The sequence below is a fragment of the Saccharothrix longispora genome (assembly GCF_031455225.1).
Classification (GTDB): domain Bacteria; phylum Actinomycetota; class Actinomycetes; order Mycobacteriales; family Pseudonocardiaceae; genus Actinosynnema; species Actinosynnema longispora.
The window spans coordinates 6,453,815-6,475,296 of the sequence record NZ_JAVDSG010000001.1 but is presented as its reverse complement, the minus strand read 5'-3'; the positions used below and the strand labels follow the sequence as shown (position 1 = coordinate 6,475,296).

Below are 21,482 nucleotides of genomic sequence, written 5' to 3'. Positions count from 1 at the left end.
TGCAATGACAGCCGCTACGCCGAAGGGCGAACGCCGCCGCCAGGCGCTGGTCGAGGCCGCCGCCGGCCTCCTGGCCACCGGTGGCTTCGACGCGATCCGGCACCGCGCCGTCGCCGAGCGCGCGGGGCTGCCGCTGGCCTCGACCACGTACTACTTCGACTCGCTGGAGGACCTGGTCACCGCCGCGCTGGAGCACCACGGCACCGCCGAGCTGGCCTACGGCAAGGCCCGGCTCGACGAGCTGGACCCGGGGGGCTGCAACGGCGACGCGCTCATCGACCTGGTGCTCGACCTGCTGCTCGGGCCGGTCGGCGAGGGCGACGCGGAGGCCGTGCTGCTGCGCTACGAGCGCCTCGTGGCCACCGGCCGGCGGCCCTACCTCCGGCCGCTGATGCGGCGGATGTCCGTGCAGCTGCACGACCTGCTGTTCGACATCTTCACCCGCACCGGTCAGCCCGTCACCCGCGAGCGGGTCGAGGAGCTCATCGCGCTGGTCGACGGCGCCGTCGTGAACGCCCTGATCGAGATCAGCCCGGACCCGCGCGCCGCCGCCCGGCGCATGCTCGAGAAGTCGATGCAACCCCGGTGACCCCCGACCGCGTTCAGGAGGTGGGGGCGCGGAAGGGGATGGCATGCGCAAGGCCGAGGAGCAGGGGTTCCGGGAGTTCGCGGTGGGGCACGCGGCCTCACTGCGGCGAACGGCGTACCTGTTCTGCGGTGACTGGCACATGGCCGAGGACCTGATGCAGGCGAGCCTGCTCAAGCTCTACCAGGCGTGGCACCGCATCGAGTGGCGCGACAACGCCTCGGCCTACGCCCGCAAGGTCCTGCTGCGCACGTGGCTCGACGAGAAGCGCCGGCCGTGGCGGCGGGCGGAGCAGCGCGACGGCCAGGTGCCGGACGTGGCGGACACGTCGGCCGACCCGGACCGGGCCGGTGAGCAGCTGTGGGCGCGCGACCTCGTGCACGCGGCGCTGCTGCGCGTGCCGCCGAGGCAGCGCGCCGTGCTCGTGCTGCGCTACTTCGAGGACCTGCCGGTGGCCGAGGTCGCGGTGGCGATGGGGTGCACCGAGGGCACGGTCAAGAGCCAGACCGCGCGCGGGCTCGTGGCGCTGCGCGCCGCCGTCGAGGAACTGGAGCGGGGGGCGGTGGTGGCGTCGTGAGCGAGGCGGAGATCAGGGAGGGGCTGCGCGCCGCGGTCGGGGACGAACCGCCCCTGGACTTCGACCCGGACGAGCTGATCGCGCGTGCCCGGCACGCCCGGAAGAGGCGTCGTGCGCTGGTGGCGGTGGGGGTGGCGACACTGGTGCTGACCGGGACGGTCCTGTCGCTGCCGGGCGTGCTCGACCGGCGCGCGGGGGTCGAGGTGGCGTCGGGGGGACCGGTGCTGACGACCACGGTCGAGCCGCCCCCGTCGTCGCCGGTGACGCCGCCGCCCGTCGCGCCGGACGGCGACCGGGACCTCCTGCCGTCGCGGTGGGGGCCGCCCGCCACCACCGTGACCGGGGAGCCCCGGCGCAGCGGGACCGAGGTGTTCCTGGCGCAGCACTTCGGCGCCCTGTTCAGCCGGGTCGTGCCGGGGGCCAAGGTGGTCGAGGTGGCCTTCGACGACAACGGCGGGCAGGGTGACGCCCGGTTCGCCAGCGGGCTGCTCCAGTTCCTCGACGCCGAGGGCACCAGCGGGGTGTCGGTGCAGCTCGGCGGTGGGGCGTCGGCGATGAGCCCGGTCGAGTTCTGCAGGACGGTCACGTGCGTGATGTCCCAGGAGCAGCCGGACGGCAGCCGCGTGGATGTCGCCACCGGCGACGGCGGCCCCGAGGGCACGGCCGTGCTGTCGGCGGCGCACTTCCGCGTCGACGGCACCGTGGTGCGGGTCAACGCCTACAACTACGACCCGGCGCAGGGCGGCACGCTGCGCGACACCGTGCCCCTGTCGCCGGAGCAGCTGATCCGGCTGGCCGTGGACCCGAAGGTGGCCCTGTTCTGACGTGCCCGGTTCCCGGCCCCGCCCGGACGGCAAATATGCTGGTCACGTGACGGTCAAGCCCCGCATCGCCAATGTCCTCGCCGGTCGCTACGCCTCAGCGGAGCTGGCCACGCTGTGGTCCGCCGAGCACAAGGTCGTGCTGGAGCGGCAGTTGTGGCTCGCCGTGCTGCGGGCGCAGGCCGACCTGGGCGTCGACGTGCCGGCGGGGGCCGTCGCCGACTACGAGCGGGTCGTCGACCAGGTCGACCTGGCGTCCATCGCCGAGCGCGAGCGGGTCACCAGGCACGACGTGAAGGCGCGCATCGAGGAGTTCAACGCCCTCGCCGGGCACGAGCACGTGCACAAGGGCATGACCTCGCGCGACCTCACCGAGAACGTCGAGCAGCTCCAGGTCCTGCGCTCGCTGGAGCACGTGCGGGGCAAGACCGCCGCGGTCCTCGGTCGCCTCGCGCGCCGCGCCGCCGAGCACGCCGACCTCGTCGTGGCCGGTCGGTCGCACAACGTCGCCGCCCAGGCCACCACCCTCGGCAAGCGCTTCGCGACCGCCGCCGACGAGGTGCTCGTCGCGTTCCGGCGGCTGGAGGAGCTGATCGCGCGGTACCCGCTGCGCGGCGTCAAGGGCCCCGTCGGCACCGCCCAGGACATGCTCGACCTGCTCGGCGGCGATCGGGACAAGCTGGTCGGGCTGGAGCGCGCGGTGGCCGGGCACCTCGGGTTCGAGCGGGTGCTGACCAGCGTCGGCCAGGTCTACCCGCGGTCGCTCGACTTCGACGTGGTGTCGACGCTCGTGCAGCTGGCGGCCGGGCCGTCGTCGCTGGCCAAGACCATCCGGCTGATGGCGGGCCACGAGCTGGTGACGGAGGGCTTCAAGCCCGGCCAGGTCGGCTCCAGCGCCATGCCGCACAAGATGAACACGCGTTCGTGCGAGCGCGTCAACGGGTTCGCGGTGATCCTGCGCGGCTACCTGTCGATGGTCGGCGAACTCGCGGGCGACCAGTGGAACGAGGGTGACGTGTCGTGCTCGGTCGTGCGCCGGGTCGCGCTGCCGGACGCGTTCTTCGCGCTCGACGGGCTCCTGGAGACGTTCCTGACGGTGCTCGACGAGTTCGGCGCCTACCCGGCCGTGGTGGCCCGCGAGCTGGACCGCTACCTGCCGTTCCTCGGCACGACGAAGGTGCTGATGGCGGCCGTGCGCGCGGGCGTGGGGCGGGAGACCGCGCACGAGGCGATCAAGGAGAACGCGGTCGGGGTGGCGCTCGCGATGCGCGAGCGGGGCCTGGCGGAGAACGACCTGCTGGACCGCCTCGCCGCCGACGACCGCCTGCCGCTCGACCGGGCCGCCCTGGACGCCCTGCTCGCCGACCGCCTGTCGTTCACCGGCGTGGCGGAGCAGCAGGTGGCCGACGTGGTGGCGCAGGTGGAGGACGTGCTGAAGGCGTTCCCGGCGGCGGCCGGCTACGTGCCGGAGCCGATCCTCTGACCGGCGCGGAGCGCGTCCGGACCGCTCAGCGGGCGCGCTCCCAGCGCAGGCGCTGACGCCGACCGGGCTCGCAGACCAGCGCCCGCCCCGCCGGGTCCACCGCCGTCGCGCCCCGCTCCTCGCACGGGAACCCCTCGATCGCCACCTCGTCGAACCCGGGTTCCGTCGTCGTCGGCGCCACGGCCGTGGGTTCCGGCGCGGGCGGCGGCTGGACGTCGACCGGCGGCGGGGGCGGGGCTTCGGTGGTCGCCCGCACGGTGGGTGGCGGCGGTGTCGTGGTGACCGGGCGCACGGAGATGCTGGCCACCGCCGGGACGGACGGGGGCGCCGTCGGGGAACTGGTGGCGGTGGTGGGCACCTCCACCGGTTCCGGGACGGCCGTCGGCTTGCCGCACGCGCCCGTGAGCAGCAGGGCGAGCAGGCAGCTCCCCCCGACGACGGCCACTGGCGCCTTCCGATGGACCACGGGAAGCAGCGTAGGGGTAGCGGGTCCGATACCCCAAGTGGCGGTGTCGCGGACGCACGCACGGAGTAGTGCTACAGCCTGCCCGCGTCGATGATCCTCTTCAGGAACTGCCTGGTGCGGGGGTGCTCCGGGTCGCCCAGGACCTGCGCGGGCGGGCCGGACTCGACCAGCTTCCCCCCGTCGAGGAACACCACCCGGTCGGCCACCTGGCGGGCGAACCCCATCTCGTGGGTCGCCATCAGGATCGTCCTCCCCTGCCCCGCCAGCTCCCTGACCAGCTCCAGCACCTCGCCGACGAGCTCCGGGTCCAGCGCGCTGGTGATCTCGTCCAGCAGCAGCAGGCGCGGCACGTGGGCCAGCGCGCGGGCGATCGCGACGCGTTGCTGCTGGCCGCCCGACAGCTGCTCGGGGTAGCCGCGGGCGCGGTCGGCCAGGCCCACGCGGGCCAGCAGTTCCAGCGCGCTCCGCTCCGCGTCGGCCCGGGGCACGCCGTGCACGACGCGCGACGCGAGCGTGACGTTGTCGAGCACGGTCATGTGCGGGAACAGGTTGAACGCCTGGAACACGACGCCCATGCGCCGCCGCGCCACGTCGGCGTCCACCCTCGGGTCGGAGACGTCCACGCCGTCGAGCAGCACCTGGCCGTCGTCCACCTCCTCCAGCAGGTTCACGCACCGCAGCAGGGTCGACTTGCCCGACCCCGACGACCCGATCAGCGCCACCACCTCGTGCTCGCGCACGTCGAGGTCGATGCCGTCCAGCACCGTGCGAACCCCGTAGCGCTTCACCAGCCCGCGCACGGACAGCACCGGGTCGGACAGCACCGGGTCGGGCAGCACAGGCTCGGTCATCGTCCCCCCTGTCGGCGTTCCACCCGGCGGCCCACGGCGTCGGCGAACCGGGCCGTCGGCACCGCGAGCAGCACGAACAGCAGCCCCGCCACCACGTACGGGGTGAAGTTGAACGCCCGGGACTGCTCGATCTGCGCCGCCCGCACCGCGTCCACCGCACCCAGCACGGAGATGAGCCCGCAGTCCTTCTGGAGCGCCACGAAGTCGTTCAGCAGCGCCGGCATGACCCGCCGCACCGCCTGCGGCAGCACGACCAGCCGCATGATCTTGCGCGGCGGCAGCCCGAGCGACCGGGCCGCCGCCACCTGCGACGGGTGCACCGACTCGATGCCCGCGCGGAACACCTCGGCCACGTACGCGGTATAGGCGAGCACGAGCGCCAGGCCGCCGAGCACCACGTAGTCGTTCGGCACGCCCGTCAGCCGCAGCGCGGGCAGCCCGAACCCGACCAGGTACAGCAGGATGATCAGCGGCAGCCCGCGGAACAGGTCCACGTACACCGTGGCCAGCGCGCGCAGCGGGAACCACACCGGGCTGCGCAGGGTGCGCAGCGCCGCCACACCCAGCGCGAGCACGAGGATCAGCACCCCGCACACGACCAGCACGCGCAGGTTCAGCCACAGCCCGTCGAGGATCGCGGGCAGCGACCGCCACGCCGTCTCCACGTCGAAGAACGAGTCCCGGACGCGCGGCCAGCCGGGCGCGGTGGTGGTGGTCGCCACCACCGCGGCGGCGAACACCACCGTGGACAGCAGCGCGACCAGCGTGGACCGCCGCGAGCGGGAACGCCGGTAGGCCAGGCGTTCCCGTTGCAGCTCGCTCGTCACTTCAGCTCGGGTGCCGTGCCCGCGGCCGACAGCCACTCCTGCTCGATCTTCGCCAGCGTGCCGTCGGCCCGCAGGTTCTCCACCGCGGTGGAGACGCACGCGGTGAGCGGGCTGCCCTTGTCCAGCACGATGCCGAACTGCTCGGGCTTGCCGTCGCCGGCCGGGACCTGGCCCACGATCACGCCGTCCTCCAGCTCCGCCGAGGTGATGTAGAACGCGGTCGGCAGGTCCACCACCAGCGCGTCGATCTGCCCGGCGCGCAGGGCGGCCTTGGCGTCGTCGTTGGTGTTGTAGACGGCCACGTCCTGCGCCGGCTGGAGGCGCTTGGCGGCGTCGTAGCTGGTCGTGCCGACCTGGGCGCCGACCTTGACCTGCTTCAGCTCGGCGAGCGTCTTCACCGAGGCGGCCTTGGACGACTCCAGCGTGATCACGGCCTGGCCCACGTCGTAGTACGGCGCGGAGAAGTCGACGGCCTGCCTGCGCTCCTCGGTGATGGAGAACTCGGTGAGGTTGGCGTCGTAGGTCTTCCTGCCGGGCTGGATCGCCGCGTTGAACGGGACCCGCGTCCAGACGACCTCCTCCTTCGAGTACCCCAGCTCACCCGCGAGGGCGTAGGCCACCGCGGACTCGAAGCCCTTGCCGTTGGTCGGGTCGTCGTCCACGTACCACGGCTCGTAGACCGGCTGGTCCGTGCCGAAGGTGATCTTGCCCGTGGTCAGCGTCGCCAGGTTCGCCTTGTCGCAGGCGACGCCGTCGACCTGGTTGGTGGGCGGCGCGGCCTGCTCCTCGGGGGCGCAGGCGGCGACCGCGAAGAGGGCGGTGACGGCGAGTATCACTCCGGGTGCACGCATGGGGGAGATCTTGCCGCAGGTGGGAAGGGGTGCCCACGGAGCGGGACGAAGTAGGCTTCGGATCGTGCCCAAGCTCGCCGACTACCGGCAGGTCGCCGCAGGCAAGGTCCGCCAGGTCCACGAGGTGGACGACGACCTGCTCCTGTTCGTCGCCTCCGACCGGATCTCCGCCTACGACCACGTGCTCTCCACGGAGATCCCCGACAAGGGGCGCGTGCTCACCGCGATGAGCGTGTTCTGGTTCGAGAGGTTCGCGGACCTCGCGCCCAACCACCTGGTGGCGTGGGACGACCCGCGCATCCCCGACGAGGTGCGCGGCCGGGCGCTGCTCGTGCGCCGGCTCGACATGGTGCAGGTGGAGTGCGTCGCCCGCGGCTACCTCACCGGGTCCGGCATGGTCGAGTACCGGCGGGACGGCGCGGTGTGCGGCGTGCAGCTGCCCGGGGGCCTGGTCGAGGCGTCCGAGCTGGCGGAGCCGATCTTCACCCCGGCGACGAAGGCCGAGATCGGCGCGCACGACGAGAACGTGTCGTTCGAGCACGTCGTGGCGCAGGTCGGTGCCGACCTGGCCGGCCGGCTGCGGGACGCGACGCTCGCGATCTACGGCGCGGCCCGCGAGTACGCCCGGTCCCGGGGCGTGATCCTGGCCGACACGAAGTTCGAGTTCGGCCTCGACCGCTCGGGCGCGCTGGTCCTCGGCGACGAGGTGCTGACGCCCGACTCGTCGCGCTACTGGCCCGCCGACGGCTACGCGCCCGGCCGCGTGCAGCCGTCGTTCGACAAGCAGTACGTCCGCGACTGGCTGACCTCGGACGCCTCGGGCTGGGACCGCGCGTCCGACACCCCGCCGCCCCCGCTGCCCGACGACGTCGTGGCCGCCACCCGCGCCCGGTACGTCGAGGCGTACGAGCGGATCACCGGGCTGTCCTTCGCCGACTGGCCCTCCGGCACGTCCTGAGCGGGGGCACGCCCCGAACTCGTGATTTCGCCCGATCCGCACCGGCGCGTCACCTCGTCGCCAAGCGGGCGACACGCCGGTGCGGCGCACTGGACGCATGGCCGCCCACCTCGTGGTTTCGCTGTCCGGCATCGGCTCCGACACGCTCGACCGGTGCGCCGACCTGGCCGACGCGCTGGACCGGCGGCACGTGCCGCTGTCCCTGCTCCTGGCCCCGCGCAAGGCCGTGCCCGGCGCGGTTCCCGACTGGGTCCGCACGCGCGTCGCCGCGGGTGACGCGCTCGTGCTGCACGGGTTCGACCACGCCGCCGACCCGACGCACCGGGCGGTGTCACTGCGCCGCCGGGCCGAGTTCTCCGCGCTCCCCGCGCACGAGGCGGGGCTGCGGCTGGTCGCCGCGCGCGCCGGCCTGCAGCGGCTCGGCCTGGCCACCGACCTGTTCGCGCCGCCGTCGTGGCTCGCGTCACCGGGCACGCTGGTCGCGCTGCGCCGGCACCGGTTCGCGGTGTGCGCGGACATGGCGGGCGTGCGCGACCTGCGCACCGGCGACGTGCGGCCCGGCCGGGTGCGGATGGCCGTCGACCACTGGAGCCACCTGCTCGCGGTCGGCAGGTCGGCCCGGCGCGGCGGCCTGGTGCGGCTCGGCGTGGACGCCGCGTCGCTCGACCGGCTCGCGCCCGTGCTGCTGGAGGCCGTGGACCTGGCCCTGCACCACGGGGCCGCGCCGACCACCTACAGGGCCAACCCCTCCCCGCTGGGCAGCACGACGACCTCGACGCCGTCGGGCGCCGTGCCGGTCAGGACGCGGTAGTGCACCGCCGGGTCGGCCAGGACCGCCTGGTGGATCGGCACCGCCTTGCGCGGGCCGACCGCGGCGAGGAAGTCCGCCGCGTCGGACAGCTTCATCCACGGCGCGGCCGTCGGCAGGCCCAGCACGTCGACCCGCTGCCCGGGGACGGTCAGCGAGTCGCCCGGGTGGTAGAACGCGCCGTCGTCGACGAGGTAGCCGACGTTCGCGGGCAGCGGGACCGCCGGGTGGATGACCTCGTGCGGGGCGTCGACGACGCGCACGGACGTGCCGCCGAGCGCGAGCACCGCGCCGGGCTCGGCCCGTCGCGCCCCCGCCAGGTCGAACGGCGCGAACAGCGCCGCCCCGGGGTTGCCCTCGCGCAGGGCGGGCAGCCGGTCGGGGTCGAGGTGGTCGGCGTGCTCGTGCGTGACGAGGATCGCGTCGAGCCCGGTCACCCGCTCGAAGCCGGACGAGAGCGTGCCGGGGTCGAACAGGACGCGCGCGGAGCCGGTGTCGACCAGCAGGCAGGAGTGTCCGAAGTGGACGATTTCCATGGTGGGCCTCCTCACCGCACCGTTCTACCCCGGTTCAGCCGACCGCGCGCAGCAGTTCGTCCTCGACCTCCGGCGGCAGGCCGGCGCGGCGGTCGCGGTCCAGGCCCAGTTCCCGCTCGTGCTCCAGGGCGTCCACGGCGGTCTCGGCGGTCGGCCTGACGCGCAGCCCGGCGGCCAGCGCGGGACCCGCGTCGCGGAACATCATCGACCGGTGGTCGGCCGGCAGCCACAGCGGCAGCGACCGCGGCCCCGCCCACGGCGCCACCCCGTGCCGCGCCAGGACCTCCTCGGGGATGCGCACCAGCTCGGTGCCCGGCGGCGCCACCGCGCCCGCGACCTCCCCCAGGACCAGGCTCAGCGGGTTGCTCGGCCCGACCGCGTCGTAGGTGCCGGTGAGCCGCCGTTCGGCCGCGTCCACCACCCACGCCGCGAGGTCGCGCACGTCCACGTGCTGCGCGGGCTGGTCGGGCGCGTCCGGCACGGCCACCCGCCCGCCCCGGCCGAGCCGGTTCGGCCAGTACCCGAACCGGTCGCTCCGGTCGCCGGGACCCGTGATCAGGCCGGCGCGGACGATGAACGCCCGGTCGCCGACGGCGTCGAGGACGGCGTTCTCACTGGCCACCTTGACCGCGCCGTACCGCTCGGGCGACATCGGCGCGCGGGGGTCGTCCTCCAGCGGCGCGAACGTCTCCGTGCTGCCGGGCGTGGCGTGGTCGGCGTAGACCGAGCAGCTGGAGATGAACGTCCAGTGGTCCGCGCCCACCGAGGACAGCGCGCCGCGCACCCAGCCGACCGACATGGTGGCCACGTCCACGACCGCGTCGAAGTGCGTGCCCTCCAGCTCGCCGAGCCCCGCGTTCCGGTCGACGGGCACGTGCACGGCCCCCGCGGGCACCGCCCCGGACTCCCCGCGCGCCGCGCACACCACGTCGTGCCCCCGCCGCACCGCCTCGGCCGCCGTCGCCCTGCCGAGGAAGACCGTGCCGCCGAGCACCAGCATCCGCATGGCCCCACCCTGGGACCGCCGGGGCGCGACCGCCAGCGGGTCAGCCGAAAGCGAACACGTGAACACACGTTCGGGCGGCGTTCGTGCAGGCCAACCGGTCGGGTGCCGATGAACGGCCGTGACAGTGCACGCCTTCGTCGACGAATCACGGCGCAACGACACGTACTACCTCGGGGTCGCGCTGGTGGACCCTGGTGCGCTGGCGCCCCTCCGGGCGCTGCTGCGCGGCCTTCTCCTGCCCGGCCAGCGGGAACTGCACTTCAACCGGGAGACGCCTCAACGCCGCAGGCTGGTCCTCTCCCGACTCGCGCACTTCGGGGCGCGGGTGGACGTCTACCGGGCGGACTGCCGCAAGAGCGAGGAGCTGGCCCGACGCACGTGCGTCGAGCGCCTGGTGAACGACCTGCTCGACCTCGGTGCCGCCCGCTTGGTGCTCGACAGCCGAGTCGGTCGCGACTACCACGACGTCCGCACCATCCGCGACGTCCTCGGCACGAGGCCGAGCGAGTCGAGCATGGCCTACGAACACTTCGACAGCACGGGGGACCCGCTGCTCTGGCTCGCGGACCTCGCGGTGTGGAGCTACGGAGCGGGCGGTGACTGGGGACGTCGGGTAGCGCCCGTGATCGGTTCGGTGATCCGATTGGACTGGTCCTGAAAGCGCGAAGCACGGCCGCCGACCGTCCGGTCGGGTGCCGTGCTCACTTCCTCGGCCTACGGGGCCTCGGCGATACGAAGATTATCAGAACTCCGGCCCCGCATATCGATCACGATCGGGTGAAACCAGGTGAACGTGTGCCCCCCGCCACCTGTGAACTCGATGAACACCCAGCTCAGGTACCCTTCGCGAGTACCGCCAGTCCTCCTAGCTTGGAGCAGCCTGTCGTGGCCCGAGTCGTCGTCGACGTCATGCCGAAGCCCGAAATCCTCGACCCGCAGGGACAAGCGGTGGCCAACGCGCTGCCCCGTCTCGGGTTCGACGGGATCACCACTGTCCGCCAGGGCAAGCACTTCGAGCTGGAGGTCGCCGACGACGTCGACGACGCCACGCTCGCGAAGATCGCCGAGACGTTCCTCGCCAACCCGGTCATCGAGGACTGGGTCGTGAGGCGGGTCGAGGCATGAGGGTCGGGGTCATCACCTTCCCGGGCACGCTGGACGACGTCGACGCGGAGCGCGCGGTCAGGTACGCGGACGGCGAGGCCGTTCCGCTGTGGCACGCGGACCACGACCTCAAGGGCGTCGACGCGGTCATCGTGCCCGGTGGCTTCTCCTACGGCGACTACCTGCGCTGCGGCGCCATCGCCCGGTTCGCCCCGGTGATGCAGGAGGTCGTCGAGGCCGCGAACAAGGGCATGCCGGTCCTGGGCATCTGCAACGGCTTCCAGATCCTGTGCGAGGCCCACCTGCTGCCCGGCGCGCTCGTGCGCAACTCGAAGCTGCACTTCGTGTGCCGCGACCAGTGGCTGACGGTCGAGAACAACGAGACCGCCTGGACGACCCGGTACGACCGGGGCGCCGAGGTCCTGGTCCCGCTGAAGTCCGGCGAGGGCGGCTACCAGGCCGACCAGCGCACCCTGGACGAGCTGGAGGGCGAGGGCCGGGTGGTGTTCCGCTACGCCGGCGGGAACCCGAACGGCTCCCGCAACGGCATCGCGGGCATCACCAGCGCGAACGGGCGGGTCGTCGGCCTGATGCCGCACCCGGAGCACGCGATCGACGCGCTCACCGGCCCGACCGACGACGGCCTGGGCATGTTCCTCTCCCTCGTCGACTCGGTGGTGGGGGCATGACCGCGGAGATCCTCAAGGTCGACACCGTCAAGGACGCGGAGAGCACGCCGGACCAGGAGCAGCCCTACAGGGAGCTGGGCCTGAAGGACGACGAGTACGCCCGCATCAAGGAGATCCTGGGCCGCCGCCCCACGGACGCCGAGCTGGCGATGTACTCGGTGATGTGGAGCGAGCACTGCTCCTACAAGTCGTCCAAGGTGCACCTGAAGTACTTCGGCGAGACCACCACCGACGAGATGCGCGAGAAGATGCTCGCGGGCATCGGCGAGAACGCGGGCGTGGTCGACATCGGCGACGGCTGGGCGATCACCTTCAAGGCCGAGAGCCACAACCACCCGTCGTACGTCGAGCCGTACCAGGGCGCGGCGACGGGCGTGGGCGGCATCGTGCGCGACATCCTCGCGATGGGCGCGCGCCCGCTGGCCGTGATGGACCCGCTGCGCTTCGGCCCGGCCGACGCGCCGGACACCCGCCGCGTGCTGCCCGGGATCGTCGCGGGCGTCGGCGGCTACGGCAACTGCCTGGGCCTGCCGAACATCGGCGGCGAGGTCGTGTTCGACGCCACCTATGCGGGCAACCCGCTGGTCAACGCCCTGTGCGTGGGGGCCATGCGGGTCGAGGACCTGCACCTGGCGCACGCCTCGGGCACCGGCAACAAGGTCATCCTGTTCGGCGCGCGGACCGGCCTCGACGGCATCGGCGGCGTGTCCGTGCTGGCGTCCGAGACGTTCGACGACACGGCGGGCGCGGGCAAGCGCAAGAAGCTGCCGAGCGTGCAGGTGGGCGACCCGTTCACCGAGAAGGTGCTCATCGAGTGCTGCCTGGAGCTGTTCGCCGAGCGCATCGTCGTCGGCATCCAGGACCTCGGCGGCGCGGGCCTGGCGTGCGCGACGTCCGAGCTGGCCAGCGCCGGTGACGGCGGCATGCACGTGTACCTGGAGCGGGTGCCGCTGCGCGCCACCGGCATGATGCCGGCGGAGATCCTGTCCAGCGAGTCGCAGGAGCGCATGTGCGCGGTCGTGCGGCCCGAGGACCTGGACGCGTTCATGGCGGTCTGCGCCAAGTGGGACGTCATCGCCACGGAGATCGGCGAGGTCACCGAGGGCGACCGGCTCGTCATCACCTGGCACGGCGAGGTCGTGCTGGACGTCCCGCCGCGCACGGTCGCGCACGAGGGCCCGGTGTACGAGCGGCCGATCGAGCGCCCGGCCGACCAGGACGCCCTCCAGGCCGACGCCCCGGACCGGCTCCCGAAGCCGGCCGACGGCGAGCTGCTGGAGCTGGTCAAGACCATGGCGGCGTCGCCGAACCTGGCGTCGAAGCGGTGGGTCACCCAGCAGTACGACCGGTACGTGCGCGGTGGCACGGTGCTCGCGCAGCCGTCCGACTCGGGCATGATCCGCATCGACGAGTCGACGCACCGGGGCGTGGCGCTGGCCACCGACTGCAACGGTCGCTACACCAGGCTCGACCCGTACGCGGGCGCGCAGCTGGCGCTGGCCGAGGCGTACCGGAACGTGGCCACGTCCGGCGCCACGCCGGTCGCGGTGACGAACTGCCTGAACTTCGGCTCGCCCGAGGACCCGGGCGTGATGTGGCAGTTCGAGCAGGCCGTGAAGGGCCTGGCGGACGGCTGCGCCGAGCTGGGCATCCCGGTGACCGGCGGCAACGTCAGCTTCTACAACCAGACCGGTTCGACGGCGATCCTGCCGACGCCGGTGGTGGGCGTGCTGGGCGTGATCGACGACGTCCGCCGCCGCATCCCCACGGGGATCGGCGCGGAGGCCGGCGAGACGCTGCTGCTGCTCGGCGAGACGCGCGCGGAGTTCGGCGGCTCGGAGTGGGCGCACGTCGTGCACGGGCACCTGGGCGGCCTGCCGCCGAAGGTGGACCTGGCGCGCGAGAAGCTGCTCGGCGAGGTGCTGGTGGCGGGTTCGCGCGACGGGATGCTGTCCGCCGCGCACGACCTGTCCGACGGCGGCCTGGCGCAGGCGCTGGTCGAGACCTGCCTGATCGGCGAGGTGGGCGCCCGGGTGTTCCTGGAGGGCGACCTGTTCACCGAGCTGTTCAGCGAGTCCACGGCCCGCGTGCTGGTGGCCGTGCCGCGCACCGAGGAGCTGCGGTTCACCGACATGTGCACGGCGCGCGGCCTGCCGTGGCGCAAGGTCGGCGTGGTGGACCCGGAGTCCGGCTCGCTGGAGGTGCAGGGCCTCGGGGCGCTGCCGCTGGACGAGCTGCGCGAGGCGTGGGAGGGCACCCTCCCGGCGCTGTTCGACTGAGGTGACGGCGGGGTCGGCCGGGCGCGGAGCTCCCGGCCGACCCCCTCACCGGCGGGCGGAACGCGTGCCCGTCAGCCGTTGGCCAGCGCCTGCAACCGGTCGTAGGCGCCGTTGAACTGGTTCTGGTCGATGGGCGAGGACGAGTACTGCCAGATCGTGTAGATCGGCCAGGCGTACGGCAGGGTGCCGACCGTGGTCGAGTAGCGCGCCACCCACAGCGGGTTGGTGGAGCTGAAGTCGCCGCCGACGCACTGGTTCCACCAGCTGGTGGACGTGTAGATGACCGGCCAGCGGCCCGTGCGGGCGTGGTAGCGGTCGCTGAACGAGAGGACCCACGACGTCATGCCGGCCTTGCTCAGGCCGTAGCAGGTCGAGCCGTACGGGTTGTACTCCATGTCGAGCGCGCCCGGCAGGGTCTTGCCGTCGCGCGACCAGCCGCCGCCGTTGGCGATGAAGTAGTCGGCCTGCGCCGCGCCACCGGAGCGGTCGGGCAGCGCGAAGTGGTACGCGCCCCTGATCATGCCGATGTTGTAGGAGCCGTTGTACTGCTGGGCGAAGTACGGGTTGCGGTAGTTGGTGGACTCGGTCGCCTTGACGTAGGCGAACCGCTTGCCCTGGTTCCACCAGTACGCCCAGTCGACGTTGCCCTGGTGGCCGCTGACGTCGATGCCGTAGACGACGGCCTGGGCGCCCGGGTCGGTGTCGATCACGACGCTCCGGCCGTCCCCGCCCTCGTGCTTGCGGATCTGCGAGCCCATGGCGTGGTCGCCGACGGGTGCCGCGTCGGCGGATCTGGTGTCGGAGGTGGTGGGTGCGGTGGTGGTGGGTGCGGCGGTGGCGAGGGCCGAGCCGGACAGGGCCAGGCCGACGGCCGCGATCAAGGACGTGGCGGAGCGGGCGAAGCTCTTCATCGGGACTCCTTGAGCCAGTGCAGGGGGTTGACTCGTTGGGCAGTGTGCCGCTCGTTTAACCAATTCACCAGGGTTCGTGTTAATTGGTCACGAAAACGGAGCAACGCCCGCCGAGCCACCCCGCGTACGGGCAGGTCCCGGTCCCGGTGGAGGGGTGACGACGGGGGCCGGGGCCGCGGTGCGGCCCCCGCCCCCGTGCTGCTTCGTGGTCGTCGGGGCACCCGGTCGGGCGGTCGGGGTGCGCGGACGGGTGTGCATCGCCATCGACGCCCCCGTTCGGTCGGCGGTGCTGGTACGTACGGCCTAGATCGTCCGGCCATTCGCCCGTTCCCGCATCACGGGAGCCGATCCCGGGGCGCGATCCGGCAGCCGTGACCCGACAGCCGTGACCCGGCGGGCCGCTACCCGTCCAGCCGGCGCAGCTCCTCCGGGGTCAGCCGGACGTGCACCGCGTCGGCCGAGTCGGCGATGCTCGCGGGCCGCGACGCGCCGGGGATCGGCACGACCTGCGGTGCCTTGGCGAGCATCCAGGCCAGGCACGCCTGCTGCGGGCTCACCCCGTGCGCCTCGCCGACCTCGGCGAACGCCGCGAACTTCGTGCCGAGCTGTCCGGCCGAGCCCATGCCGCCGAGCGGGCTCCACGGCAGGAACGCGACGTCCAGCTCCGCGCACAGCTCCAGTTCCGGCTCGCTGGAGCGGAACGCGGGCGAGAACTGGTTCTGCACGCTCGCCAGCCGACCGCCGAGCACGTCGTTCGCCTCCCGGATCTGCGCCGGGTCGAAGTTCGACACGCCCGCGAGCCGGATCTTGCCCTCGTCGAGCAGGTCGGCGAGCGCGCCCACCGACTCGGCGATCGGCACGTCCGGGTCGGGCCGGTGGAACTGGTAGAGGCCGATGGCGTCGACCCCGAGGCGGCGCAGCGACGCCTCGCACGCGGCCTTGAGGTACTCGGGCCGCCCGTCGAGGCCCCAGCCGCCGTCCGGGGTGCGGGTGTGGCCGCCCTTGGTGGCGACCAGGACGCCGTCGACGCCCTTGAGGGCCTCGGCGATCAGCTCCTCGTTGTGCCCGAAGTCGGTGTCGTCGGCCGAGTAGGCGTCGGCCGTGTCGATCAGCGTCACGCCCTTGTCGAGCGCGGTGCGGATCGTGTCGATCGCCCGGTCGCGGTCGGGGCGGCCGGACAGCGACATCGGCATCCCGCCCAGGCCGATGGCGCTGACCTCGACACCTCCGATACGACGAGTCAACATCGTGGACCTTCCTCCGTTGTGCGTCTTCGTACGCCGTTGTGGTTCCCCACCAGCGTGGGCCGAACGCGGTGAGCTGTCCAACAGGAGGACCCGGTGCCGTCAGTCCCGCTGGACGTGGTCCGGCAGGACGGCGGGTCGCCCGTCGGGTGGCCGCTGGTCGGCGGGTCGCCCGTCGCCGACCAGCGGCCACCCGGCGGGGTCGAGGCGCATCGCGGTGCCGGGCAGCACCTCCAGGGCGCCGACCACCTCGGGCAGCCGCGGGCTGACGTGCAGGAACGTGCCGACCTGGGCGCCCGTGACGTCCACCCGGCCGAGGAAGGACGTGTCCTGGAACGAGACGCCGCCGTGGAGCTTGGCGTCCCGGAGGTCCACCCGTCCGTGGAACGTCCCGCCGGAGAACAGCGCGGGCTTGGCCAGCTCCAGCCCGCGCGCCGACGTGATGCCGTAGAACTGGGTCCGCCGGGCGACGAGCCGGCCGAACCGGCGGCCCTCCAGCCGGAAGTGCACCAGCTTCGCGCCGGTCAGGTCCAGGTGGTAGACCACCTCGTCGGGGTCCTCGCCCCACGGCAGCAGGTCGGTGACCAGGCGCTGCGCGGTCATCCGGACGGTCATCTCGCGGTCGTCGGCGTGGGACACCTCATCCGCCCGCCGCCCGGGTTCGCCGAAGTACGCCTGGTCCGGGTCCTCGGGCTTCTCCTCCAGCGACGCGTGCGCGAACGGCCGCCGCAGGTAGGCGCACAGCACGCTCAGCACGGTCTGCTTGTAGCGCGGCGTGCTGTCGGCCAGCCCCGCGAGCACGTGCATCGCGCCCACCCGGACCTGGTCGGCCTCGTGGCCCAGCAACTCCACGGCGCGCGAGAACCGCTCGTCCGCGACCTTCTCGCTCTCCAGCTCGTGCCGCGCCTCCTCGGTGCGGCGGCGGCGGTCGTTGAGCCACAGGGCGTACAGCGCGACGACCGCGCCGCCCGCCAGGCCGCCGGTCTTGATCGCCTCCGCCTTCGGCTGCTTCGGGTCGACCAGCAGCAGCACGGCGGTGGTGCCCACCGTCACCAGCAGCGCGGCGACCACGCTCACCAGCAGCAACCCGCGTCCGCGCACCATCAGCTCCTCACCAGGCCGGTGCCGTCCGGGCGGCGCTCGACCACCCAGCCGTCCGGCAACGCGTTCTCGTGGTCCAGCGCCACGTGCATGCCGATCGTGGCCGCGCCCTGCGACCCGGCCGACCGCAGGTCCACCCCGCCCAGGAACCGGGCGCCGGTGAGGTCGACGGGGCGCGCGAACACGGCGTCCGCGAAGCCCACCGGTGCGGTGAACCGGGTGCCCGCGAACTTGTTCGGCCCGAGGAACCGGCTGCGCGCGAAGTCGGTCCGGTCGCGGCAGGTGAAGCGGCTGAACCACGCCTTGCCGTGGAAGGTCATGTCGTGCAGGTACAGCCGGCCCTCGCTGACCGAGTCGGTGAACCACGCGCCGCCGCGGACGACCACGTGGTGGAACGAGTTCGACTCGGCCAGGTGGGCGGCGCGCACGGTGAGGTCGCCGACCTGGCGGTGCGAGATGTCGAAGTACTCCAGGTAGGCCCTGGTCAGGTCGAGGTCGTAGCGCCGGGCGTCCGGCTCGTCGTCGCGCGGGAGCAGGTCGGCGACCAGCCGCTGCGCGGTGAGCCGGACCTCCAGTTCGCGCTCGTCGCGCGGCGCGTCCTCCGCGTCGGTGGTGGCGAACGGCCGCCGCAGGTAGGCGCACAGCACGTCGAGCACGGTCTGCCGGTACTCCTCCCGCGACCGCGCCAGGCCCGCGAGGGCGTGCATCGCGCCCACCCGCACCTGCTCGGCCTCGTGGCCCAGCAGCTCGACCGACCGGGCGAACCGCTCGTCGGCGACGCGGGACCGGTCGTGCTCGGCGCGCTGGTCCTCCAACTGCTGCCGCCGCACCTCGATCGCCTGCCGGTCCTCGTCCGTGCGGCGCCGGCGGTCGTTGAGCCACAGGGCGTAGAGGGCGACGACGGCGCCGCCCGCCAGGCCGCCCGTCTTGATCGCCTCGTGCTTCGGCGCGCCGGGGTCCACCGCGAACAACCAGCCCGCGACCAGCAGGAACGCCCCGATCGACCCGATCAGGGTGGGGACGAGCAGGCTGTGCCTGCCGCGCTGCCGGACGACGAGCAGCACCGCCGCGACGGCCACCGCGACCGCGCCCACGATCCAGAGGTACCTCACAAGGGGGTCATTCTCCCCGGTGACGGGACGCGAGGTGATCGATCCGCGAACTCGGCGCAAAGGAGCGGTGTGCCGACTCACCGGGTTGGCCCATGATGTGTGGGTCACCGCAACGGTGGGGAATCGCGGCGTGAGGAGCAGGGGCTTGGAGAGCGTGGAGCGGCCCACCTGGGCGCCGGGGGACATCGACCTGGGGCGCCCGAGCATCGCGCGGGTCTACGACTACTGGCTCGGCGGCGCGCACAACTTCGCCGTCGACCGGGCGGTGGCCGACAAGGTGCTCGCCGACGTGCCGTTGCTCAAGAACGTGATCCTCAACCACCGCGCCTTCCTGCGCCGGGCGGTGCGCCACCTGCTCGCGCGGGGCGTCCGCCAGTTCCTCGACCTGGGCTCCGGCATCCCGACCGTGGGCAACGTGCACGAGATCGCGCAGGCCGTGGACCCGTCCGCGCGCGTGGTCTACGTCGACGTCGACCCCGTCGCGGTCGCGCACAGCCGGGCCATCCTGACCGGCAACCCGCTGGTCAGCGTCCTCCAGGCCGACGTGCGGGACGTCGAACGCGTGATGCGGTCACCCGAGGTGAGCCGCCGGCTGGACCTCGACCGGCCGGTCGGCGTGCTCATGGTCGCGCTGCTGCACTTCATGGCGGACGAGGACGACCCGCGCGGGGTCGTGGCCGCCTACCGGGACGCCGTGCCGCCGGGGAGCTTCCTGGCCCTCTCGCACGCGGGGTACGAGGAGGGCGAGTGGGACCCGGTGTGGGACGAGGCCAAGCGCACCTACAACCGCGGCGTCAGCGAGATCACCTACCGCTCGAAGCAGGAGGTGGAGGCGTTGTTCGAGGGGTTCGACCTGGTCCCCCCGGGCGTGGAGCGGCTGCCGCTGTGGCGCCCGGAGTCGCCCGACGACGTGAACGGGGGCGCCGACAACTTCATCGGCTTCGGCGCGGTGGGGCGGAAGCCCTGATGGACACCGGACCGGCGGACGGGGACGCCGCGGGGGTAACCCCGTCGGGTGAAGCGCTGACGGGTGAAGGCACACCCGACCGTGTTGTCGACTCCGGTCGGCGACCAGCCGTATCCTCTGCGGGTGTGGCGGTAGGCCGGCGGACATGACGGAACAGGTTGACCATCGGGTGGCAGCACCGGGCCGATCGAACCTCGACCCCGCCGTACAGGCCGGGGCGGAGTCGTTCGCGCGGACCTGGGCCACGGCGGTCATCGGCAGCAGCTACGTCCCGATGACCCGGACCGAGGTCGCCGAGCACCTGCAAGCGCTGACCGAGGTCCTGGTGCACGCGCTGCACGCGACCCCGTTCCGCACCGCGCCGGGCTACGAGATCGGCGCGCGGCTGGTCGAGGCGCACTTCACCGGCACCGACACGCTGGGCCGCACGGTCCAACTGCTCGGCGACGACCTGCTGGCCGAGCTGGGCGTCGTGCCCGACGAGCTGGTGCGCTCCCGCCTCGCCGCGCTCCAGGGCGCGCTGGCCGCCGGGTACGCCCGCGCGCTGCGCGAGCGCACGCTCGCCGAGCAGGAGGCGATCCGCGCCGCCGTGCTGGACGCCCGCGACCAGGCCGAGGCGGCGCTGCGCGCGTCCGAGGCGCGGTTCCGCGCGATGTTCACCGAGGCGGCCATCGGCATCGGCATCGCCGACATCGAGGGCCGCATCCTCGACGTGAACCAGGCGTTGCAGGACATGCTGGGCTTCAGCGTCGAGGAGATGCGGCAGTACAACATCCGCGACCTGATGCACCCGGAGGACGGCGGCAGCGTCTGGCGGCTGTACGACCAGCTCACCGCGGGCGAGTGCGACCACTACCGGGCCGAGAAGCGGTTCCGCCGCGCCGACGGCGAGCAGGTGTGGACGCACCTGACGCTGTCGCTGGTGCGCGATGACCACGGCGATCCGCAGTACCAGGTGGCGATGATCGAGGACGTCACCGACCGCCACCTGCTCCAGAACCGCCTGCGCTACCAGGCGCTGCACGACCCGCTGACCGGCCTGCCCAACCGCGCCCTGTTCCTGGAGCGCCTCGGCCGGGTGTTCAACAACCGCGCCCGGCTGCGCGCCGGCCTGTGCTACCTGGACCTCGACGGGTTCAAGGTGATCAACGACAGCCTCGGCCACGACATCGGCGACCAGCTGCTGGTCGAGGTCGGCCGCCGGCTCGACCTGTCGGTGTCCGGCGAGGGCAAGCTGGTGGCCCGGATGGGCGGCGACGAGTTCGTGATCCTGGTGGAGGGCTCGCGGGACACGCAGGACATCGTCGACGTCGCCGACCGCGTGCTGCGCGAGCTGGAGTCGCCGATCCGCATCGGCGGCCACGAGCTGACCGTGTCCGCGTCCATCGGCATCGTCGAGCGCACCCTGTCCGGCACCACCGCGGCCGACCTGATGCGCGACGCCGACATCACGCTGTACTGGGCGAAGGCCGACGGCAAGTCCCGCTGGGCGCTGTACGACCCGGACCGCAACGCCAAGGAGGTCGCCCGCTTCACGCTGTCCGCGACCATGCCCGCGGCGCTGGAGCGTGACGAGTTCTACGTGGACTACCAGCCCCTGGTGCGGCTGGAGGACAGCACGGTCGTCGGCGTGGAAGCCCTCGTGCGCTGGCAGCACCCGGAGTTCGGCCGGCTCGCGCCCGACCGGTTCATCGAGCTGGCCGAGGAGACCGGCCTGATCGTCCCGCTGGGCCGCTGGGTGCTGCGCAAGGCGTGCGAGCAGGCCCGCCGCTGGCTGGACGAGTTCGGCGAGGCCGCGCCGTTCGTGTCGGTGAACCTCGCCGTCCGCCAGTCCCGCGACCCCGAGCTGGTGCGCGACGTCAAGCGCATCCTCGACGAGTGCGCCCTGCCGCCGCACCACCTCCAGCTGGAGCTGACCGAGAGCGCGATCATGGGCACCGCCGACGAGCCGCTGGAGGCGCTGCGCGCGCTGTCGGACATGGGCGTGCGCATCGCCATCGACGACTTCGGCACCGGCTACTCGAACCTCGCCTACCTCAAGCACCTGCCCGTGCACGAGCTGAAGATCGCCGGCTCGTTCATGGAGGGCCTGCGCGCGGCCGACGAGGAGGACGCGGTCGACGCGCAGATCGTCTCCACCCTCGTCCAGTTGGCGCACGCGCTCCGGCTGGGCGTCACGGCGGAGGGCGTGGAGACGCCGGCGCAGGCCAAGCGCCTGCACCGGATCGGCTGCGACACCGGCCAGGGCTGGTTCTTCGCCAAGCCGATGAAGCCCGAGGAGATCGACGACCTGCTGCGCCGGTGA

At 73.0% G+C, this 21,482-nt stretch carries 22 protein-coding genes; 12 read left to right on the top strand and 10 right to left on the bottom strand.

Translation table 11 applies throughout. The annotated features are described in order from the left end of the window. The first annotated feature begins 4 nt into the window (after positions 1-4). The 4 genes from J2S66_RS27615 to purB are packed head-to-tail and all read left to right on the top strand — an operon-like array spanning position 5 to position 3,467. Entirely contained in the window at positions 5-589 is a 585-nt protein-coding gene (locus tag J2S66_RS27615) for a TetR/AcrR family transcriptional regulator (RefSeq protein WP_310310190.1), read from the top strand. Positions 590-632: 43 nt separating this feature from the next. Continuing rightward, positions 633-1,163, top strand: a complete 531-nt coding sequence (locus J2S66_RS27610) for an RNA polymerase sigma factor (RefSeq protein ID WP_310310189.1) — start codon at positions 633-635, stop codon at positions 1,161-1,163. Then, a complete protein-coding gene (locus J2S66_RS27605; protein ID WP_310310188.1) occupies positions 1,160-1,987 on the top strand; it encodes a hypothetical protein in 828 nt (275 codons plus the stop codon). The genes J2S66_RS27610 and J2S66_RS27605 overlap by 4 nt, the downstream gene beginning before the upstream one ends. Before the next feature lie 46 nt (positions 1,988-2,033). After that, positions 2,034-3,467, top strand: coding sequence for an adenylosuccinate lyase (gene purB, locus J2S66_RS27600; RefSeq protein WP_310310187.1), 1,434 nt, complete (start codon positions 2,034-2,036; stop codon positions 3,465-3,467). A 25-nt stretch (positions 3,468-3,492) separates the two neighbouring features. Here purB and J2S66_RS27595 read toward each other — a convergent pair whose 3' ends face one another. The 4 genes from J2S66_RS27595 to J2S66_RS27580 all read right to left on the bottom strand — a co-directional run bounded on the left by J2S66_RS27595 (position 3,493) and on the right by J2S66_RS27580 (position 6,462). Beyond that, positions 3,493-3,933, bottom strand: coding sequence for a hypothetical protein (locus J2S66_RS27595; protein ID WP_310310186.1), 441 nt, complete (start codon positions 3,931-3,933; stop codon positions 3,493-3,495). A 71-nt stretch (positions 3,934-4,004) separates the two neighbouring features. Further along, positions 4,005-4,784: an amino acid ABC transporter ATP-binding protein gene (locus J2S66_RS27590; RefSeq protein ID WP_310310185.1), complete on the bottom strand. Its 780-nt coding sequence runs from the start codon at positions 4,782-4,784 to the stop codon at positions 4,005-4,007. Further along, positions 4,781-5,611 carry an amino acid ABC transporter permease gene (locus tag J2S66_RS27585; RefSeq protein WP_310310184.1) on the bottom strand — a complete coding sequence of 277 codons (831 nt, stop codon included), beginning with the start codon at positions 5,609-5,611 and terminating at the stop codon, positions 4,781-4,783. The genes J2S66_RS27590 and J2S66_RS27585 overlap by 4 nt, the downstream gene beginning before the upstream one ends. Beyond that, positions 5,608-6,462: an ABC transporter substrate-binding protein gene (locus J2S66_RS27580; RefSeq protein ID WP_310310183.1), complete on the bottom strand. Its 855-nt coding sequence runs from the start codon at positions 6,460-6,462 to the stop codon at positions 5,608-5,610. Before J2S66_RS27580 ends, J2S66_RS27585 begins: the two co-directional genes overlap by 4 nt. A 64-nt stretch (positions 6,463-6,526) precedes the next feature. Here J2S66_RS27580 and J2S66_RS27575 point away from each other — a divergent pair, with 64 nt between their 5' ends. Both J2S66_RS27575 and J2S66_RS27570 read left to right on the top strand, forming a co-directional pair. Then, positions 6,527-7,420, top strand: a complete 894-nt coding sequence (locus J2S66_RS27575) for a phosphoribosylaminoimidazolesuccinocarboxamide synthase (RefSeq protein WP_310310182.1) — start codon at positions 6,527-6,529, stop codon at positions 7,418-7,420. 97 nt (positions 7,421-7,517) lie between these two features. After that, a complete protein-coding gene (locus tag J2S66_RS27570) occupies positions 7,518-8,231 on the top strand; it encodes a DUF2334 domain-containing protein (RefSeq protein WP_310310181.1) in 714 nt (237 codons plus the stop codon). Here the strand turns inward: J2S66_RS27570 and J2S66_RS27565 are convergent. Both J2S66_RS27565 and J2S66_RS27560 read right to left on the bottom strand, forming a co-directional pair. Further along, positions 8,153-8,764, bottom strand: coding sequence for an MBL fold metallo-hydrolase (locus J2S66_RS27565; RefSeq protein WP_310310180.1), 612 nt, complete (start codon positions 8,762-8,764; stop codon positions 8,153-8,155). The two genes, J2S66_RS27570 and J2S66_RS27565, sit on opposite strands and share 79 nt — an antisense overlap. Before the next feature lie 34 nt (positions 8,765-8,798). Beyond that, complete coding sequence (locus J2S66_RS27560) at positions 8,799-9,770, bottom strand: NAD-dependent epimerase/dehydratase family protein (protein ID WP_310310179.1); 972 nt, start codon at positions 9,768-9,770, stop codon at positions 8,799-8,801. A 118-nt stretch (positions 9,771-9,888) separates the two neighbouring features. On the opposite strand from J2S66_RS27560, the gene J2S66_RS27555 reads away from it, so the two are divergent. From J2S66_RS27555 to purL, 4 genes are all read left to right on the top strand, one after another. Continuing rightward, positions 9,889-10,428 carry a hypothetical protein gene (locus J2S66_RS27555; RefSeq protein ID WP_310310178.1) on the top strand — a complete coding sequence of 180 codons (540 nt, stop codon included), beginning with the start codon at positions 9,889-9,891 and terminating at the stop codon, positions 10,426-10,428. A gap of 227 nt (positions 10,429-10,655) precedes the next feature. Further along, positions 10,656-10,895 carry a phosphoribosylformylglycinamidine synthase subunit PurS gene (gene purS, locus J2S66_RS27550; RefSeq protein ID WP_306743917.1) on the top strand — a complete coding sequence of 80 codons (240 nt, stop codon included), beginning with the start codon at positions 10,656-10,658 and terminating at the stop codon, positions 10,893-10,895. Then, positions 10,892-11,563: a phosphoribosylformylglycinamidine synthase subunit PurQ gene (gene purQ / locus J2S66_RS27545; protein ID WP_310310177.1), complete on the top strand. Its 672-nt coding sequence runs from the start codon at positions 10,892-10,894 to the stop codon at positions 11,561-11,563. The genes purS and purQ overlap by 4 nt, the downstream gene beginning before the upstream one ends. Beyond that, positions 11,560-13,842: a phosphoribosylformylglycinamidine synthase subunit PurL gene (gene purL, locus J2S66_RS27540; RefSeq protein ID WP_310310176.1), complete on the top strand. Its 2,283-nt coding sequence runs from the start codon at positions 11,560-11,562 to the stop codon at positions 13,840-13,842. Before purQ ends, purL begins: the two co-directional genes overlap by 4 nt. A 71-nt stretch (positions 13,843-13,913) precedes the next feature. Here purL and J2S66_RS27535 read toward each other — a convergent pair whose 3' ends face one another. The 4 genes from J2S66_RS27535 to J2S66_RS27520 form a co-directional block, all read right to left on the bottom strand. Further along, positions 13,914-14,753, bottom strand: coding sequence for a lysozyme (locus J2S66_RS27535; protein WP_310310175.1), 840 nt, complete (start codon positions 14,751-14,753; stop codon positions 13,914-13,916). A gap of 401 nt (positions 14,754-15,154) precedes the next feature. Further along, on the bottom strand, positions 15,155-16,000 hold the full coding sequence (locus tag J2S66_RS27530; RefSeq protein ID WP_310310174.1) for an aldo/keto reductase: 846 nt from the start codon (positions 15,998-16,000) through the stop codon (positions 15,155-15,157). Positions 16,001-16,099: 99 nt separating this feature from the next. Then, positions 16,100-17,101: a pentapeptide repeat-containing protein gene (locus tag J2S66_RS27525; RefSeq protein ID WP_310310173.1), complete on the bottom strand. Its 1,002-nt coding sequence runs from the start codon at positions 17,099-17,101 to the stop codon at positions 16,100-16,102. Then, positions 17,101-18,210: a pentapeptide repeat-containing protein gene (locus J2S66_RS27520; RefSeq protein ID WP_310310172.1), complete on the bottom strand. Its 1,110-nt coding sequence runs from the start codon at positions 18,208-18,210 to the stop codon at positions 17,101-17,103. The genes J2S66_RS27525 and J2S66_RS27520 overlap by 1 nt, the downstream gene beginning before the upstream one ends. 130 nt (positions 18,211-18,340) lie before the next feature. On the opposite strand from J2S66_RS27520, the gene J2S66_RS27515 reads away from it, so the two are divergent. After that, positions 18,341-19,177 carry an SAM-dependent methyltransferase gene (locus J2S66_RS27515; RefSeq protein ID WP_310310171.1) on the top strand — a complete coding sequence of 279 codons (837 nt, stop codon included), beginning with the start codon at positions 18,341-18,343 and terminating at the stop codon, positions 19,175-19,177. A 145-nt stretch (positions 19,178-19,322) separates the two neighbouring features. Continuing rightward, a complete protein-coding gene (locus tag J2S66_RS27510) occupies positions 19,323-21,482 on the top strand; it encodes a putative bifunctional diguanylate cyclase/phosphodiesterase (protein WP_310310170.1) in 2,160 nt (719 codons plus the stop codon).